The following is a 16,344-nucleotide window of genomic DNA, read 5'->3' on the forward strand; positions in this document are numbered from 1 at the left end:
CAAGGGCAGAGCCAGTACAATGCGCCGATGCCGAATATCATGCCCGGACAACGATGGATCAGCAGTGCCGAGCCCGAACTGGGACTCGGTACGATTCTCAGGGCAGACGCCCGGCAATCCGACATCATCTTCACCGGTTGCGGCGAACTCAAGCATTTCACCCATGCCGCTTCACCCCTGCTGCGCGTGCGCTTCGCGCCCGGTGACTGCCTGCACATGGATGGCGCTGCACGCCGCGTGGATGCGGTGACCGAAGATGCGGGCGGCACCCTGAACTACCACTGTGACGCGGATATTCTGCATGAAGGCAGCATCGATCCCGAGCAGCCTCATCTCCCGTCTGCGCTGCGCCTGCTGGTCGGCCAATACGATGCCGCCTATCTGTTCGAACTGCGCCGCCGTGCCCTGCAGGCCGGTTTTCTGGACCAGGAAGCTTTCGAACTTTTTGCCATGGCCCTGCTCGGTCACTTCGGTTGCCGGTTCACACCGGTCTCGGAACATGTATTTCTGCTTGATGCCGGAACCTCCGGGCTGGACCCGGGATTTGACAAAGGCACGCCCTGCCGTTTTGGCAGCGATGAAGGCAGTGAGGCGGGACATTTCATCCACGGCGGTCATCCACTCATGCAGGAAGCCCTCGAACGCTTTCTGCAAAGCCGTGCCGGTTGCGCGAGCTTCCTGATTGATGACACCCTGCCCGCACGCAGTGCCGTGCTGGAATCGGTATTCCGAAGCACCGAGGGTGCCGTGTCCCTGTTAGCGCTGGATGTACGGGGCAATCTCCTGACCGCCTACGCCCCGAACGAGCAGGCGGTATTCCGCTCGCGCGACAGCGGTATTGAGCTCAAGCCGTTCATGCGTAGCCTGACGCAGATCTACCCGCTACTGTTGGAAAGCAGCCTGGAACACGCCGCGGCAACCGATGCCGGAACATTGGAAGCGCTACGGCTGGTGGTCGGCGCCGAGTTTGCCTTGTTCGGCAAAAAGAACCGTTAAACGCCCCAAGGGCCTTTGCGTTTTCGGGTAAACGGGGCTTGGCCGCGCCAGTAGCGGATCAGCAGCCAGCCGAACAGCATGCCGCCCAAATGGGCGAAGTGGGCGATGCCGCCGGCCGTGCCGGTCACCCCCATCAGCAGGGACAGTGCACCGAACACGATGACCAGCGTGCGTGCCGACATCGGAATCGGCGGAATCAGCAGCATCACGCGTTCACGCGGAAACAGCATCCCGTAAGCAAGCAGAAGTCCATAGATGCCGCCGGAGGCCCCGATGGTGGGGCCCGCCGTTTCCGGCATCCAGGCCATGAACGCCAGCTGGCAGATGCCGGCACCGGCCACGCAGACCAGAAAGAAGGTCAGGTAGCGGCGAGCGCCCCAGACCTCTTCCAGCCGGCTTCCGAACTGATACAGGGCGATACCGTTGAAGAACAGATGCCCGAAGCCGGTCGGATCATGCATGAATCCGTAAGTCAGCAGCTGCCAGGGCTGGAAACCCATGCTGACCGGCAAACCGTCACTGCCGGTTCCGACCATGATCTCACCGAACGGCCAGAGCATGAACGGCATCAGCGCATCGCCGAGGAACTGCTGCGCCAGATAGACCAGGGCAATGATCCAGAGCAGATTACGGGTCACTTTCGGTAAATGCATGGCGGTATCTTCAGGAATGGAATCCCATGATACCCGATTGACTCAATCCGGCGCCCACAGCAACGTGTCCAGATCGAGGCCGCGCTTGGGCATTTTCACCCGCCCCGCACGGACCGCGACGCCCTCGGCACGCAGGCGCGCGGCCTGCTCGAGGAACATCGGCGAGCCTTCGGGGAAGGCGATTTTCCCGGAGGAAAGCAAAACCCGGTGCCAGGGCAGATCCGGCGCCCCGGAGGTGGAAAGAATCCGTGCGACCAGCCGGGCGCAGCCGGGAAAACCGGCCTTGGCCGCAATGGTGCCGTAAGACCACACACTGCCGTGGGGCAGCGTACGGATGACCGCAAGAATCCGGTCCTGCCTAGATTCCGACACCGTAATGCACCAGCAGACGGACCAGACCGTAAGCGATGCCGCCCGCGGCCGGGATGGTCAGGATCCAGGCCCAGATGATGCGTTCGATGACCGAGAACTTCAGTGCACGCGGATTTTTGGCGAAGCCGACGCCCATGATGGCGGTCGAGATGCTGTGGGTGGTCGACACCGGCATGCCGAAATGCGCGGCCACGGTGAGAATGGTCGCGGAACTGGTTTCGGCGGCAAATCCATTGATCGGATGCAGTTTGACCATTTTATGGCCGAGCGTCTTGATGATGCGCCAGCCACCCATGGCGGTACCGGCCGCCATGACCGTGGCACAGGTGAATACGATCCAGGTGTCGATATCCTTTTCACCGCCGCCGGGATGCAGGAAGGCCAGCCAGTCCGGCAGGTTATCGAGGGTTCCGGCCGTCTGCGCACCGAACAGCGCAAGCGCGATGATACCCATGGTTTTCTGGGCGTCATTGGTGCCGTGCGCGAAACCCATGTAGGCAGCGCTGGCAATCTGGGCCTTGCCGAACACGGCGTTGATCCAACGCGGGCGGGAAATCCGTGCCAACCAGCCTCCGGCGGAATTCATCGAACTGATGACCGCCATCAACAGCCCCATCAACAGCATGCCGAGCAGGAAACCGGCCATGGGCGAGGTGATCATCGGGATGACCACTTTCCAGAGCAGGCCGGCGTTCTTGGTCCAATTCTCGCCGATATCCGACCAGATCAACGCATGCCAGTTGTTGTCGGCCGCGGCCAAAGCCGCGCCGCACAGGCCGCCGATCAGGGCATGGCTCGACGACGACGGCAGACCGCGCCACCAGGTGATCAGATTCCAGATGATGCCGCCGGTCAGGGCGCAGATCAGCACCTGCGAACTGACATTGACCACATCGGTATCGATCAGGCCGGAAGAAATCGTCTTGGCCACGGCCGTGCCCGCCAGGGCGCCGATCAGGTTCATCACCGCCGCCAGCATGACTGCCTGGGTCGGGTTCAGCACTTTGGTGGCGACCACCGTGGCGATCGAATTGGCGGTGTCATGGAAGCCGTTGATGAATTCGAACACCAATGCCGTCATGATCACCAGCAGCAGAAGCACCAGTGCGAAATCCATTGCGGCGTCCTCAGGAGTTCTTCAGGATGATGTGGTGCACGACATTGCCGGCATCGCGGCAGCGGTCGATGGCTTTTTCCAGCATTTCGAACAGATCCTTGAGAATCATGTAGCGCATCGGATCGGTTTCATTCTGGTAGGCATCCCGGTAGAGCTCCAGGATCAGCCTGTCGGCCTCGGCTTCGATGGCCTGCATCTTGTCGTTCAGGCGCTTGCTGGTTTCGATATTCATGCCTTTGCGTAGCTGGCCGACCATGTCTTCGAGCACTTCGCAGCTCTGCTCCAGCATCTTGGCGCGCGGAATGAAGTCGACATCGCCGAGACGGTGCGAGGCCAGGGTGAACCGTTCCGCGAACTTTTCGATGACTTTGGGGATTTTGTACAGCACATTCGACAGTTCTTCGATATCCTCGCGCTCCAGGGCGGTCACGAACGTGTTGACCAACTCCTGGCTGATCTGGCCGGCTAAGTCCTTTTCACGCTGGCGGGCCAACTTGAATTTTTCCAGTGAGCGCTGCGGTGCAGGCGTGGCCAGAAGCTCAGCGAGAGCGTGCGTGCTTTCCCGGGCTGCTGAAGCGCTCGCCTCCAGAAGTCCGTAGAATTTATCGCCTTTGCCGAAAATGGTTTGCAGGGAAAACATGGCGCGCTCCTGAACAAGGGATTAACTTGGCATTATTGTAGGACAAAAGCAGGGGAATATTACAATTTTGTAATATTCCCGGCAACAGGGCGCTATGCCATAAGGTATGCTATCCACTGCATCCGGAATCGTCAGATATCCATGTTTGAAATCGCCATCGTCATCCTGCTGGTCCTGCTGAACGGGTTTTTCGCCCTTTCGGAAATGGCCGTGGTGACTTCACGCAAATCCCGGCTGAAACAACTGGCACAGGATTCCAAGCGTGCCAAGGCCGCCCTGGAGCTCTCGGAACACCCGGAAAGCTTCCTGTCGGCGGTTCAGGTCTGGATTACCCTGCTCGGCCTGCTGACCGGTTATTTCGGCGGCGAATCGCTGGCGGATCGGATTCAACCGGCCTTGGCGCATATCCCGCTGCTGGAGCCGTATGCCCATGCCATTGCCTACGCGCTGAGCTTTGGCGGCATCCTCTATATCTCGGTCGTGCTCGGCGAGCTCCTGCCGAAGCGCCTCGGCACCCTGCATTCCGAGAAAGTCGCGGTCATGGTCGCCATCCCGATGCGGATCCTGGCCACCATCGCGCGGCCGGCCGTGGTCGTTCTGGCCGGAAGCACCCGCTTCCTGATGCGCCTGCTCGGGCTGGATAACCGCGCCGAGGATAAAGTCACTGACGAGGAAATCCGCCATCTGGTCGCGGAAAGCCACGAACAGGGCATGATCGACGCCGACGAACGCAACATGCTCAACCGTGTGCTGCGTCTGGGTGACCGCACGGCGGAATCGCTGATGACGCCGCGCACCCTGATCATCTGGCTGGATGCCGACGCCAGCCTGGAAGAAAACCAAACGACCCTGCGCGAGCATCCTTACAGCCGCTACCCGGTGTTCGACAAGGACGACAGCAATGTGCTCGGCGTGCTGGAGTCGAAAACCCTGGTCGGCCGCGAGGCGCGCAGCAACGGCGAATTGTTCGGCGTACTGCGCCCTGCCCTGTTCGTGTCCGAATCGACCAATGCCCTGCGCCTGCTGGAAATTTTCCGGGAAGAGCAGCAGACCCTGGCTTTGGTGGTCGATGAATACGGCGACATCCTCGGCATGGTCACCGTCAATGACCTGATCGGCGCCGTGCTCGGACGCATCCAGGGCATGGAAGATGCCGAAGACGAGGCATTGATCGTTACGCGCGAGGACGGTTCCTGGCTTGTTGACGGCCGCCTTGCCATCGAGGAACTCCGGGAACTGTTGAATGTGCAGGTGCTTCCCGGCGAGGACGACAATGATTTCACCACGGTCGCCGGCATGGTCATCGCGCACTTCGGCCGGATACCGCACACCGGCGAGATTTTCGAGTTCGGCGCGTGGCGGGTGGAGGTCATCGATCTCGACGGCGCCCGGATCGACAAGCTTCTGATCGGCCGTAAACCGGCAGCCGACGCCGCATTCGACCAGTAATGCCATGAGCCATGAAATCAGCACCCGCGTCCTTCTGCAGCAGCTGGCCGATGGCAGTCCGGACGACGAGCTGACGCTCGAGCAGCTGCTGGACAGCTTCCGCCACCGCAGCTACGGTCTGTTCCTGATGCTGGTGCTGATTCCGGTGTTCATTCCGATTCCCGCCGGCCAGGGGGCGCTCAGCGGCCTGCTGACCACCCTGATCGGGGCACAGATGCTCTGGCAGATGGAGCATCCCTGGGTACCGCGGTTCATCGGCCGCAAAACATTCAAGCGCGTACACATCATCAATTTCCAGAAACATTTCGACCGCTGGCTCGGCTATATCGAAAGACTCTGCAAGCCGCGGTATGAATACGCCTTCGATCACGCCTGGGCGCGCGCCTTCAGCGGCCTGCTGCTGGTGATTCTGGGCATTCTGCTGGCCCTGCCGATCCTGGGCACCAACTATCCGTTCGGCGCCATCATTCTGGCCTACAGCCTGGGCTTCATCGAACGCGACGGCATTCTGCTCGGACTGGGCTGGATTCTGGGTCTGATTGAAATCGTCGCGGCCGTGGTGTTCTCCAGCCTGCTGATCGAACTGACCCAGAAATTCATCGCCTACTTCACCTGACGCAGCAGCCTCTGCGCATCCGAGAGCAGACCCCGGATGATTTTAATTTCGCGCTCATCCATCCGTGCCCGCAGAAACAGCCGGCGCAGACGCTGATTGATCATGTCGGGCGAGCGCCCTTTGTGGAAATCGATTTCATCCATGAATTCACCCAGGTGCGCGAACAGACGTTCGAGCTGGTCGATGCTGGCCGGTTCGGCTTCCGCCATTAGCGGGGCTTTGGCCGGCAACTGGCCGAGTTCAAGACGGCGCAGGCGGATTTCATAGCTGAGCACCTGCACCGCCGAGGCCAGATTCAGGGAGGCGTAATCCGGATTGCAGGGAATGAAGACGCGGCCATGGCAGCGCATCAGCTCATCGTTTTCAAGGCCGGTCCGCTCGCGCCCGAACAGCAGTGCCGCCTGGCCGCCATCTGCGGTGTGCTCCAGCAAGGCCGCAGCGGCCTCGCGCGGCGTGTGTTCCGGCAGACTGATGGCGCGGTCACGGGCGGTGGTTCCCAAGGCGAATCGGCAGCCCTGCAGGGCCTCGTCCAGACTGGCCACGACCCGTGCCTGTTGCACGATATCCTCGGCGCCGGCCGCCAGGGCATTGGCTTCCGGATCCGGAAAGCGCCGCGGTGCCACCAGCACCAGGTGGTTCAGTCCCATGGTTTTCATGGCGCGCGCCGCCGAGCCGATATTGCCGGGATGCTGGGTACCGACCAGCACGATGCGGATGGGATCAATCGGAACCATGGTCGGCATTTTCCGGTCTGGTGGATGAATGGGGACCACGGCGGCATTCCAGCCGGGCGGCGGTTTGAGGTATGATAGACGCGGTGTTGCTCGACAGCATCCTGTTCTTATTCCAACTTAGCCAAGGGTAGTCCCCATGCAGAATCCCGTCATCACCGTGATGGTGAAAGCCGCACGCCAGGCCGGCACGGTCATTTTACGCCATATGAACAAGCTCGACAGCTTGAACGTGTTCGAGAAGACCAAACAGGACTACGCCAGCGAAGTGGACTCCCTCGCCGAGGCCGAAATCATCAAAGAACTCAAACGCGCCTACCCGCAGGCGGCCTTCCTGTGCGAGGAATCCGGCGCCATGGGCAAAGGCAAGCAGACCTTCGTGATCGACCCGCTTGATGGCACTTCCAATTTCCTGCACGGCATTCCGCATTACTGCGTGTCAATCGCGCTGGTGGAAAACGGCGAGCCGATCGAGGCGGTCATCTACGACCCGATCAAGAACGAGCTGTTCACCGCCAGCAAGGGCAAAGGCGCCCTGCTCAATGACCGCAAAATCCGGGTCACCGACCGCAAGGATCTGTCCGGCGCCCTGGTCATCACCGGCACCCCGCCGCGTGACCGCGGCCGCATCGGTCCGCATCTGGACTTCTGCAAGGCCCTGCTGAGCACCGCCGAGGACATCCGGCGTACCGGTTCGGCGGCGCTGGATCTGGCCTATGTGGCCTGCGGCCGCAGCGATGCCTACTTCGAATCCGGCATCAAAGCCTGGGACGTGGCCGGCGGCATGTTGCTGGTGCGCGAAGCCGGCGGACGTGTTTCCGACTTCAAGGGCCGCGGCGAGCGCATTCTCGACGCCGGCAACATCGTGGCCGGCAATGTCCGCATCAACCCGATGCTGCAGGCGGCCATCGCGCAATCGGAATACGGCAAGAGTTTCTGAGCCGGTTCGGTTCGATGCCACTAAAAAACCCCGCCTTGGCGGGGTTTTTCATGCATCCGTTTCCGGCAATTACGGACGGGCGTTCAAGGCTTCCTCATCCCGCGCTTTCGGCATCAGGTCCTGCTTGGTGACGCCGAGCAGCAGCAGCAGCGGACAGGCCACGAAGATCGAGGACAGGGTACCGATGACGATACCGAGAATCTGGGATTCGGCCATACCCTTGAGCGAATCGCCGCCGAAGAAATACAGGGCGAGCACGGTCAACAGAGCCACGAACGAGGTGATGATGGTGCGTGACAGGGTCTGGTTGACCGATCGGTTCATGACTTCGAACGGCGACAGCTTGTGCAGGGTCTTGAAGTTCTCGCGGACGCGGTCGAACACCACGATGGTGTCGTTGATCGAATAGCCCATGACCGACAGCACACCGGCGAGCACGGCCAGATCGAATTCATGTCCGGTCAGCGCAAACCAGCCGGCGACCAATACCACGTCGTGCAGGGTGGTGATGATGGCGGCGACCGCGAATTTGAATTCGAAACGGATCCAGACATAGGCCAGAAAGCCGATGACCACGAAAATCAGGGCCTGCAGACCGCTCTCGGCGAGTTCCTTGCCGACCTGCGGTCCGACGTAGTAATAGTCGCGCAGGGTTGCGGGGTTGTCCGCGCTCTGAACGGCGGCAACGACGGTTGAACCGTCGATGCGCTTGCCGCTTTCCTGGGCCTGCATGCGGATCACCACCTCATTGGACGAGCCGATGACGCGCACCTGGGTGCCCTTGAAGCCGGCCTGTTCCAGTTTTCCGCGGAGCGCACCGACATCCACCGGCTGGCTGAACTGGACTTCGGTTTCGTAGCCGCCGGTGAAATCAAGGGCGAAATTGAAGCCCTTGAACACCATGCCGCCGATGGCGATGAACATGACGATGGCGGCAAACGCCAGCGAAATGAGGCGCAGGCGCATGAAGTTGATATTGCTGTTCGGGGGGAAGAGTTCCACTGTAATGCTCCTGCGATCAGACCGAAACCGTCTTCAGCTTGCGCCGGCGGCCGTAGATCAGGGTGGCGATGGCCCGCGACACGGTCACGGCCGTGAACATCGAGGTGACGATGCCGATGATGAGGGTGATGCCGAAGCCGCGGATCGGGCCGGCGCCGAAGGCCGCCATCGCGATGCCGCCGAGAAGCGCGGTCAAGTTGGCATCGGCGATGGTGCCGCTGGCCTTGTCATAACCCGCCGCGATGCTCGCCAGTGGCGTATTGCCGATGCGCAGCTCTTCCCGGATGCGTTCATTGATCAGCACGTTGGCGTCAACGGACATACCGACGGTCAATGCGATACCGGCAAAACCGGGCAAGGTCAGGGTGGCGCCGAACATCGACATCACCGCGACCACCAGCAGCAGGTTCAGCACCAGTGCCAGGTTGGTGATCAGACCGAACATCTTGTAGTAGATGACGAAGAAGATGAGCACGAACACGAACGAGAACAGTACGGCTTTTACACCGCGCTCCACGTTCTCGGCACCGAGGGTCGGGCCGATGACTCGCTCCTGGGCGAAATCCATCGGTGCCGCCAGCGCGCCCGACTTCAATTGCTTGGAAAGGCGGTCGGCTTCCTGCGGATCCAGACCGGTGGTCTGGAAATCCTTGCCGAACACGCCCTGGATTGTGGCATAGTTGATCACGTCTTCAATGATCTTGATGCTGCGCACTTCGACGCCGTCGACCTTGCGGGTCTCCGGGATGCGTTCGACGTAGACCACGGCCATGCTCTTGCCAACGTTATCCAAGGTATGGTTGAACATGCGTTTGCCGCCGGCTGTATTGAGCTTGATGCTCACCATCGGCTGGCCGTTTTCGGGATTGGTGCCCGGCGTGGCATCGACCAGCTGGTCACCGGAAACGATGACGCGGCGCGACAGCAGGATCGGGATGCGGCTGCCGTCGGGATTGGTCTCACGCATGTAGTACAGGCGCGCTTCGGCCGGCACGATGCCGGAGCGCTGCGCCTCGGCGGCGGCGGCCATGTCGCCAATCATGGCGCGGTATTCCAGAGTCGCGGTTGCGCCGATGATGTCCTTGGCTTCCGCGGTATCCTGCACGCCGGGCAACTGCACGATGATGCGGTTGCTGCCTTGGCGCTGGATGACCGGCTCGGAAACCCCCAGGGAATCGATGCGGTTGCGCAGCGTATTGATGTTCTGGTCAACGGCACCGTCGGCAATCGACTTGGCTTCCGACGGAATCATGCTGACATTCATGCCAAAGCCCTGCGCTGCGGGCAAATCCACTGCGGCAAGGGTCAGGAAGTTCTTCCCCAACAGGGATCGGGCTTTGTTGCGGTCGGCTTCGGAGGCGAACGTGACCCGTATGCCTTGGGGCGTAGAACTCACGTCATAGCCGGAGATCTTGTCTTCGCGCAGTGCCGCCCGGATTTCCTCGGCGTAGGCATTGGTGCGTTTGTCGAGTGCGGCCTGCTGATCGACCTGCATCAGGAAGTGCACGCCGCCCTGCAGATCGAGACCGAGGGTCATCGGCTTGGCACCCACGGCACTCAGCCAGGCCGGAACCGTGGAAGCCAGGTTCAATGCCGCCGTGTAACGCGCCCCGAGTTCCGGCCGGATGATATCGGCGGCCTTGATCTGGTCTTCGGGATTGGCCAGACGGACCATGACGTCGCCGTTTTCGACGGCGACCCCGACCGGGCGGATGCCGTTGCGCTTGAGCAGGGCTTCGATCCGGCCGGGAAGACCGGTTTCGAGCTGACCGCGGCTGACGCTGATCTGCACCGCGGGCTGCTGCGGGTAGATGTTGGGGAGGGAGTAGATGACGCTCGCAATCAATACCGCTGCGATGAGAGCGTACTTCCATTTCGGAAATTCAAGCATGACGGAACCCGAGGCCGAACGGCCTTCAACGAGGAATTAAGCGGACTTCAGGCTGCCCTTGGGCAACACCGCGGTGATGGCGTTCTTCTGCACTTTGATAACGACGCCGTTGGCGATTTCGATGCCGACGAAGTGTTCGCCGAGGTCTTCGACCCGCCCGGCAATGCCGCCGGCGGCAACCACTTCATCGCCTTTCGACAGACCGGCCAGCAAGGCGCGGTGTTCCTTGGCGCGCTTCATCTGCGGGCGGATGGCCATGAAATAGAACACGGCGAAGAACAGCACCATCATCACCAGCAGCGACATCGGGCTGCCCTGTTGGGCGGGGGCGGCCTGGGCGGCGGCCGGCGAAATGATCAAATCGAGCAGGGACATACGGTAAATCCTTGATTGAATGCGAAACAATGGGCAATTATGACATAACTGGGTACGGCCAGCGGGCTTTTCAAGGCGTTGTGCGTTGCCGGTAGAAGTCCTCGCGGAACGCCGCGTAGGCATTATTTTCAATGGCTTGCCGGATTTCCCGCATCAATTGCTGGTAGTAATACAGGTTGTGGATGGTGGCCAGCATCGAGGCCAGGATTTCATTGCAGCGGTCCAGATGGCGCAGGTAGGCCCGGGTGAATCCGTGCGTGCAGGTGTAGCAGCCGCAGCCGGGCTCGATCGGTGACAGGTCTTTTTCGTAGCGGGCATTGCGGATGCGGACCTGGCCCTGGTGGGTGAAGTAATGGCCGTTGCGGGCATTGCGGGTCGGCATCACGCAATCGAACATATCGATGCCGCGGGCCACCGCCTCCACGATGTCTTCCGGTTTGCCGACGCCCATCAGATAGCGCGGCTTGTCCTCGGGCAGCTGCGGACAGATGGCTTCCAGGGTCTGTTCCCGCTCATGCGCCGGCTCGCCCACGGCCAGACCGCCGACCGCGTAGCCGTCGAATCCGATGGCTTTCAAACCGTCGGCCGAAGCCGTACGCAGATGCGGATACACTCCGCCCTGTACGATGCCGAACAGGGCCGCATCATTGCCTTCGTGCGCCTTTTTCGAGCGCTCGGCCCAGCGCAGCGACAGCTCCATGGACTTGCGCGCCACGATTTCCGTGGCCGGATACGGCGTGCATTCGTCGAAGATCATCACGATGTCGGAACCGAGCACGCGCTGGATCTGCATGCTTTCTTCCGGTCCGATGAAGACCCTGGCGCCGTCCACCGGCGATGCGAAGGTCACGCCCTGCTCGGTGATCTTGCGCCGTTTGGCCAAGGACCAGACCTGGAAACCGCCGGAGTCGGTCAGGATCGGTTTCTGCCATTGGGTAAACCGGTGCAGTCCCTCATGCGCTTCGATCACTTCAAGACCGGGACGCAGATACAGATGGAAGGTATTGCCGAGGATGATTTCGGCGCCGGTGGCGAGGATATCCTCGGGCTTCATGGCCTTGACCGAGCCGTAGGTGCCGACCGGCATGAACGCCGGGGTCTGGATGGTCCCGCGCGGAAATGTCAGTTCGCCGCGACGGGCCATGCCGTCCTGTCCGGTTTTGCGGAAACTCATACGGCTCATGGCGCGGCTCCGGGAAACAGCAACATGGCATCGCCGTAGGAAAAGAACCGGTACTTTTGCGCAACCGCATGCCGGTAGGCGTCAAAAATCCGGTCCTTGCCGGCGAACGCCGACACCAGCATCAGCAGGGTGCTTTCCGGAAGATGGAAATTGGTGATCAGCGCATCGATGCTGCGTATCCGGTAGCCCGGGAAGATGAAAATCTGGGTATCGCCGGCGAACGGCTTGACCGTGCCATCGACGATCGCCGTTTCCAGTGCACGCAGCACCGTGGTTCCGACCGCGATGACGCGTCCGCCACGGGCTTTGGTCGCCGCAATCTGGGCACACAACTCGGCGCCCACATTCAACCACTCACTGTGCATGACATGGTCTTTCAGATGTTCGGCCCGCATCGGCTGGAAGGTGCCCGCGCCCACGTGCAGGGTGACATGTCCGAACTGCACCCCTTTATCCTGCAGCCGGGCCAACAGCGCCTCGTCGAAATGCAAACCGGCGGTCGGCGCCGCGACCGCCCCGGCATGGCGGGCGAAAACGGTCTGGTAACGTGTATCGTCCTCGGCATCGGCATCACGGCGGATGTAGGGCGGCAAGGGCATGCGACCGATGCGATTGAGCACGGTTTCCAGCGGAGTCTCGGTTTCAAAACGCAATCGGTAAAATTCATCTTCGCGGCCGAGCACGGTCAACACCGTGCCATCGCTCAGGCTGATGGTGCTGCCTGTTTTCGGCGACTTGGAAGCGCCGACTTGGGCACGCACGCATTGATCGGGCAACAGACGTTCGATCAGGATTTCCACCTGACCGCCGGTTTGTTTCTGGCCGTAAAGCCGCGCCGGAATGACGCGGGTGTCGTTGAAGATCAGCAGATCACCGGCGTGCAGCAGTTCCGGCAGGTCACGGAACTGCCGATCCTGGAACGGGGCATGCTCCGGCGGCACCAGCAACAGGCGGGAATCGCTGCGGTCGGGTAAAGGCGCTTGGGCGATCAGCTCGGAAGGCAGATCGAAGTGGAAATCGGATTTCTTCATAAGGCTCCAAATCAGGCGCTTATTGTAGCCTAAGCCATTGATTTTCCCCTACAGGGGGTTACGGGGCGAAAACCCGCATGATAAAATCGCGTTTTGCCAATGGCTGTCTGTCAGCCGGAGTACCCGATGAGCATTCTGGACACCCTTACCCCCCTGCGCAGCCGTACCGGTGCCGTTCGCACCCAAGGCCTCGATGACGCTACCCTGCTTCGCCTGTCGGCTCAGTACCCGGATCTGTTGACCGCCGCCGAACGCGCCGCCGCCGCATACCCGGCATTGGCCGCGGAATTTCCGGAACTGATGGATGCCGACGAGCAGGTCCAGATCGATGCCACCCAGGCCGGCTTCGTGAACTTCTACCCGGACGATGCCATCAACCCCTATGTGGCGATCGCCGCCTGCGGCCCCTGGGTCATCACCCTGAAAGGCCGGGTGCTGCACGATTCCGGCGGTTACGGCATGCTGGGTTTCGGTCACACCCCGCAACCGGTCATCGATGCCATGGCCAAGCCGCAGGTCATGGCCAACATCATGTCGCCGAGCCTGTCGCAGCTGCGCGTGGTGCAGGCACTGCGTGCCGAAATCGGCCACCGCCGCGGCGGCTGCCCGTATGCCAAATTCCTGACCCTGAACTCCGGCTCGGAGTCGGTGTCCCTGGCCGGCCGCATCGCCGACACCAACACCAAACTGATGACCGATCCGAACGGCCGCCACGCCGGCAAACGGGTCAAGCGCATCGCCGTGCAGGGCGCCTTCCATGGCCGCACCGAACTGCCGGCCCTGTATTCGGATTCCTCGCGCAAAACCTACCTGCAGCATCTGGCCAGCTACCGCCATCACAACGATCAGCTGATCACCATCGAGCCCTACTCCATCGAAGGCCTCAAGCAGGCCTTTGCCGATGCCGATGCCAATGGCTGGTACATCGAAGCCATGTTCCTCGAACCGGTCATGGGCGAAGGCGATCCCGGCCGCGCAGTACCGCCGGAGTTCTACGCCGTTGCCCGCGAACTGACCGCCGCACACGGCACCTTCCTGCTGGTCGACTCCATCCAGGCCGGTCTGCGTGCGCATGGCGTGCTGTCCATCGTCGACTATCCGGGCTTTGAACACCTGGAAGCGCCGGACATGGAAACCTATTCGAAAGCACTCAACGGCGGCCAGTACCCGCTCTCGGTGCTGGCGGTGAATGAGCGCGCCGCCAAGATCTATGCCAAAGGCACCTACGGCAACACCATGACCACCAATCCGCGTGCCATGGATATCGCCACCACCGTGCTGCGTTCGCTGACCCCGGAAATCCGCGCCAATGTCCGCGACAAAGGCAAGGAAGCCCTCGAAAAACTCAATATCCTGAAAAACGAACTCGGCGGTTTGATCACCAAAGTCCAGGGCACCGGTCTGCTGTTCAGCTGCGAACTCGATGCCGCCTTCAAATGCTACGGTGCCGGCTCCACCGAAGAGTTCATGCGCGAACGCGGGATCGGCGTGATTCATGGCGGCACCAACTCGCTGCGTTTCACCCCGCACTTCGCGATCACCAGCGCCGAACTGGATCTGGTCATCGAACATATCCGCTTCGCACTGCTCAATGGTCCGCGCCGGAAAGAAGCCGCCGCGGCCTGATTCAACGCCATTGCGACATTCCGAAAAAACCGCCGCAAGGCGGTTTTTTTCGTTGCCGGAACCCCTGATTTCCGCTTGAACGTGCTTGCTTTTGAAACTGAATGCAGCATTAACCAATAACAACGAAGCTGAACCATTTACAAGGCCCGCACCGCAGCAGTAGACTCGCTTCAACACGCAGGGGAAGGCGTGTATGCAGAATTCATGCAATTGTCAGCAAAGGGGAGCGAACGATGGGAAAACCCACTTTTTTCAGCGAGATGAAACGCCGGCAGATTTACCGCGGCGGTGTGATGTACATCGTGGCCGGATGGGTCATGGTGCAGGTCGCGACCAGCGTGTTCCCCTATTTCAATGTGCCGCCGTGGGCGGTGCGTTATCTCGTTGTTTCGATTCTGCTCGGTTTCCCGGTTTCACTCGTCTGCCTGTGGATGTTCGAAAGCGTGGATCCCAATGATCCCGAGAAACATCTGCACGACCGCCGGCAAAGCCGGGAAGAAAGCGCTTCGCTGACCAAGATGATGGAAGCCGAGCGTGCGCAGCGGCAGAAAGACAATCAGGAACTGATTGCGGCACTGGCACAGCTCAAGGCCGGCGGCCCCGAAGCACCGGCAGTCGCCGCGCCGGCTGCGGCAGCATCCATCCCGGCCGCGCAGCCGGCGCCTGAACCGGCGCCAAGCGCGCCGCCGCGGAAACGCAAAAGCCTGATGACCATGTTCGCCACCGCATTCGCCATCGCCTTGGTCCTGGCCGGCATCTGGATTCTGTTGGGTCCGAAAGACGCCCATCAGGCCTCGGCGGTCACCGGCGAAATCACCCAGAAGTATGTTGCGCCGGGCTTTGCCCAGGTCGAGAGCATGGGCGTGGCGCTATTGACTCCGCTTCTGGACAAGCTCGGCATACCGATTGCACCGCAGCGGGTCTTCACGGCTCTGCTGGTGCTGTTTTCCCTGATGGTACTTCGCGATCTGTACCGCCAGATCAAGCAGTCCGCACGCCGCCGGGCGCAGGCGCCCTGACCCTTATTGGAAGCGGGGAATCTGCGCGCTGATGGAACCGACGATGGCGAACGCCGCCATCACGATCATCGGCAGCCAGGTCAGCACCATGCCCCAGAACCGGCCTTTGGAATAGCCGGCATTGTGGCTCACGCCCCAGGCATGGATGATGCGCGAGAACAGGAACGTGCCGCCGAGCACATGGATCAGATAAGGCGGAAATCCGGTCAGTTCCAGCGAGCCCAAGAGAATCAAGGCCAGCGGCATGTATTCGGTGGCATTGGCATGACGCGCACGGCAAGCAGGATGACCAGCAGCGTGCAGAACCCGGCATACATCATTGAAATCATGGCATTGCTCCTTAAAGGGGATGGGCCAACCAGACGGCTTGGGCATCGGTGGTGGTGTAACGGCCTTTATCATCGCGCACCAGGCGCGCCACGGCAAACTCGGCATCATGGGTGAAGAACAGCTGCACATTGCGGGCATGCATATCGGCCAGAAAAGGCGCCTTTTCATCGATGACCAGTTCAGCATTGCGGTCGTAGCCCATGGTGATCGGCAAATGGACCCAGGCTCTGCCGGGAATCAAGTCCGCGCAGAACACCACGCTCTCCGAACTGCCGCGGATTTCGGCCAACAGAAGACCGGGCGTGTGGCCATCGGAATGATGAAAGTGCACGGCATCGCCCAATGTCGGCGTGGTATCCCCGGACACCAGTTC

17 protein-coding genes and 1 pseudogene are annotated in these 16,344 nt (G+C 61.1%); 6 read left to right on the top strand and 12 right to left on the bottom strand.

What is annotated here, in order from left to right:
* Positions 1–39: 39 nt before the first annotated feature.
* A complete protein-coding gene (locus Q0W88_RS04240) occupies positions 40–996 on the top strand; it encodes a hypothetical protein (RefSeq protein ID WP_297800389.1) in 957 nt (318 codons plus the stop codon).
* Here Q0W88_RS04240 and Q0W88_RS04245 read toward each other — a convergent pair.
* From Q0W88_RS04245 to Q0W88_RS04260, 4 genes are read right to left on the bottom strand one after another with little or no spacing between them, the layout of a single operon-like run.
* A complete protein-coding gene (locus tag Q0W88_RS04245; protein WP_297800391.1) occupies positions 993–1,649 on the bottom strand; it encodes a rhomboid family intramembrane serine protease in 657 nt (218 codons plus the stop codon). The two genes, Q0W88_RS04240 and Q0W88_RS04245, sit on opposite strands and share 4 nt — an antisense overlap.
* A 42-nt stretch (positions 1,650–1,691) precedes the next feature.
* Positions 1,692–2,021 (bottom strand): MGMT family protein, encoded by a 330-nt coding sequence (locus Q0W88_RS04250; RefSeq protein WP_297800393.1) that lies wholly within the window; start codon positions 2,019–2,021, stop codon positions 1,692–1,694.
* Positions 2,008–3,138 (bottom strand): inorganic phosphate transporter, encoded by a 1,131-nt coding sequence (locus tag Q0W88_RS04255; protein WP_297800395.1) that lies wholly within the window; start codon positions 3,136–3,138, stop codon positions 2,008–2,010. The genes Q0W88_RS04250 and Q0W88_RS04255 overlap by 14 nt, the downstream gene beginning before the upstream one ends.
* 10 nt (positions 3,139–3,148) lie before the next feature.
* The gene (locus Q0W88_RS04260) at positions 3,149–3,778 is read right to left on the bottom strand and encodes a DUF47 family protein (RefSeq protein ID WP_297800397.1); all 630 of its coding nucleotides are present in this window, start codon (positions 3,776–3,778) and stop codon (positions 3,149–3,151) included.
* A gap of 141 nt (positions 3,779–3,919) precedes the next feature.
* On the opposite strand from Q0W88_RS04260, the gene Q0W88_RS04265 reads away from it, so the two are divergent.
* Together Q0W88_RS04265 and Q0W88_RS04270 are read left to right on the top strand one after the other, a co-directional pair.
* Positions 3,920–5,227: a hemolysin family protein gene (locus Q0W88_RS04265; RefSeq protein WP_297800400.1), complete on the top strand. Its 1,308-nt coding sequence runs from the start codon at positions 3,920–3,922 to the stop codon at positions 5,225–5,227.
* A gap of 4 nt (positions 5,228–5,231) precedes the next feature.
* Positions 5,232–5,843 carry an exopolysaccharide biosynthesis protein gene (locus Q0W88_RS04270; RefSeq protein ID WP_297800402.1) on the top strand — a complete coding sequence of 204 codons (612 nt, stop codon included), beginning with the start codon at positions 5,232–5,234 and terminating at the stop codon, positions 5,841–5,843.
* Here the strand turns inward: Q0W88_RS04270 and Q0W88_RS04275 are convergent.
* On the bottom strand, positions 5,831–6,577 hold the full coding sequence (locus tag Q0W88_RS04275; protein WP_297800404.1) for an RNA methyltransferase: 747 nt from the start codon (positions 6,575–6,577) through the stop codon (positions 5,831–5,833). The two genes, Q0W88_RS04270 and Q0W88_RS04275, sit on opposite strands and share 13 nt — an antisense overlap.
* A gap of 136 nt (positions 6,578–6,713) precedes the next feature.
* Between Q0W88_RS04275 and Q0W88_RS04280 the strand changes: the two genes are divergently transcribed.
* Positions 6,714–7,514 (top strand): inositol monophosphatase family protein, encoded by an 801-nt coding sequence (locus tag Q0W88_RS04280; RefSeq protein WP_297800406.1) that lies wholly within the window; start codon positions 6,714–6,716, stop codon positions 7,512–7,514.
* A gap of 69 nt (positions 7,515–7,583) precedes the next feature.
* Here the strand turns inward: Q0W88_RS04280 and secF are convergent, their stop codons facing one another.
* The 5 genes from secF to queA all read right to left on the bottom strand — a co-directional run bounded on the left by secF (position 7,584) and on the right by queA (position 12,996).
* Positions 7,584–8,480 (bottom strand): protein translocase subunit SecF, encoded by an 897-nt coding sequence (gene secF, locus Q0W88_RS04285; RefSeq protein WP_297800423.1) that lies wholly within the window; start codon positions 8,478–8,480, stop codon positions 7,584–7,586.
* A 52-nt stretch (positions 8,481–8,532) separates the two neighbouring features.
* Positions 8,533–10,407, bottom strand: coding sequence for a protein translocase subunit SecD (secD, locus tag Q0W88_RS04290; RefSeq protein ID WP_297800408.1), 1,875 nt, complete (start codon positions 10,405–10,407; stop codon positions 8,533–8,535).
* A 36-nt stretch (positions 10,408–10,443) separates the two neighbouring features.
* Positions 10,444–10,782: a preprotein translocase subunit YajC gene (gene yajC, locus Q0W88_RS04295; protein WP_297800410.1), complete on the bottom strand. Its 339-nt coding sequence runs from the start codon at positions 10,780–10,782 to the stop codon at positions 10,444–10,446.
* A gap of 70 nt (positions 10,783–10,852) precedes the next feature.
* Positions 10,853–11,965, bottom strand: a complete 1,113-nt coding sequence (gene tgt / locus Q0W88_RS04300) for a tRNA guanosine(34) transglycosylase Tgt (protein WP_297800412.1) — start codon at positions 11,963–11,965, stop codon at positions 10,853–10,855.
* The gene (queA, locus tag Q0W88_RS04305) at positions 11,962–12,996 is read right to left on the bottom strand and encodes a tRNA preQ1(34) S-adenosylmethionine ribosyltransferase-isomerase QueA (protein WP_297800414.1); all 1,035 of its coding nucleotides are present in this window, start codon (positions 12,994–12,996) and stop codon (positions 11,962–11,964) included. Before queA ends, tgt begins: the two co-directional genes overlap by 4 nt.
* A 126-nt stretch (positions 12,997–13,122) precedes the next feature.
* Between queA and Q0W88_RS04310 the strand changes: the two genes are divergently transcribed.
* Together Q0W88_RS04310 and Q0W88_RS04315 are read left to right on the top strand one after the other, a co-directional pair.
* Entirely contained in the window at positions 13,123–14,622 is a 1,500-nt protein-coding gene (locus tag Q0W88_RS04310) for an aminotransferase class III-fold pyridoxal phosphate-dependent enzyme (protein WP_297800416.1), read from the top strand.
* A 233-nt stretch (positions 14,623–14,855) separates the two neighbouring features.
* On the top strand, positions 14,856–15,641 hold the full coding sequence (locus Q0W88_RS04315) for a hypothetical protein (RefSeq protein WP_297800419.1): 786 nt from the start codon (positions 14,856–14,858) through the stop codon (positions 15,639–15,641).
* A gap of 3 nt (positions 15,642–15,644) precedes the next feature.
* On the opposite strand, the gene Q0W88_RS04320 is transcribed toward Q0W88_RS04315, so the two are convergent.
* Both Q0W88_RS04320 and Q0W88_RS04325 read right to left on the bottom strand, forming a co-directional pair.
* Complete coding sequence (locus Q0W88_RS04320) at positions 15,645–16,100, bottom strand: MAPEG family protein (protein ID WP_343212530.1); 456 nt, start codon at positions 16,098–16,100, stop codon at positions 15,645–15,647.
* Positions 15,982–16,344, bottom strand: a pseudogene (locus tag Q0W88_RS04325) (MBL fold metallo-hydrolase); the annotation flags it as partial. The gene Q0W88_RS04320 and the pseudogene Q0W88_RS04325, both read right to left, overlap by 119 nt.

This window comes from Arenimonas sp. GDDSR-1 (assembly GCF_025980345.1).
In the GTDB taxonomy this organism is placed as follows: Bacteria; Pseudomonadota; Gammaproteobacteria; order Xanthomonadales; family Xanthomonadaceae; genus Arenimonas.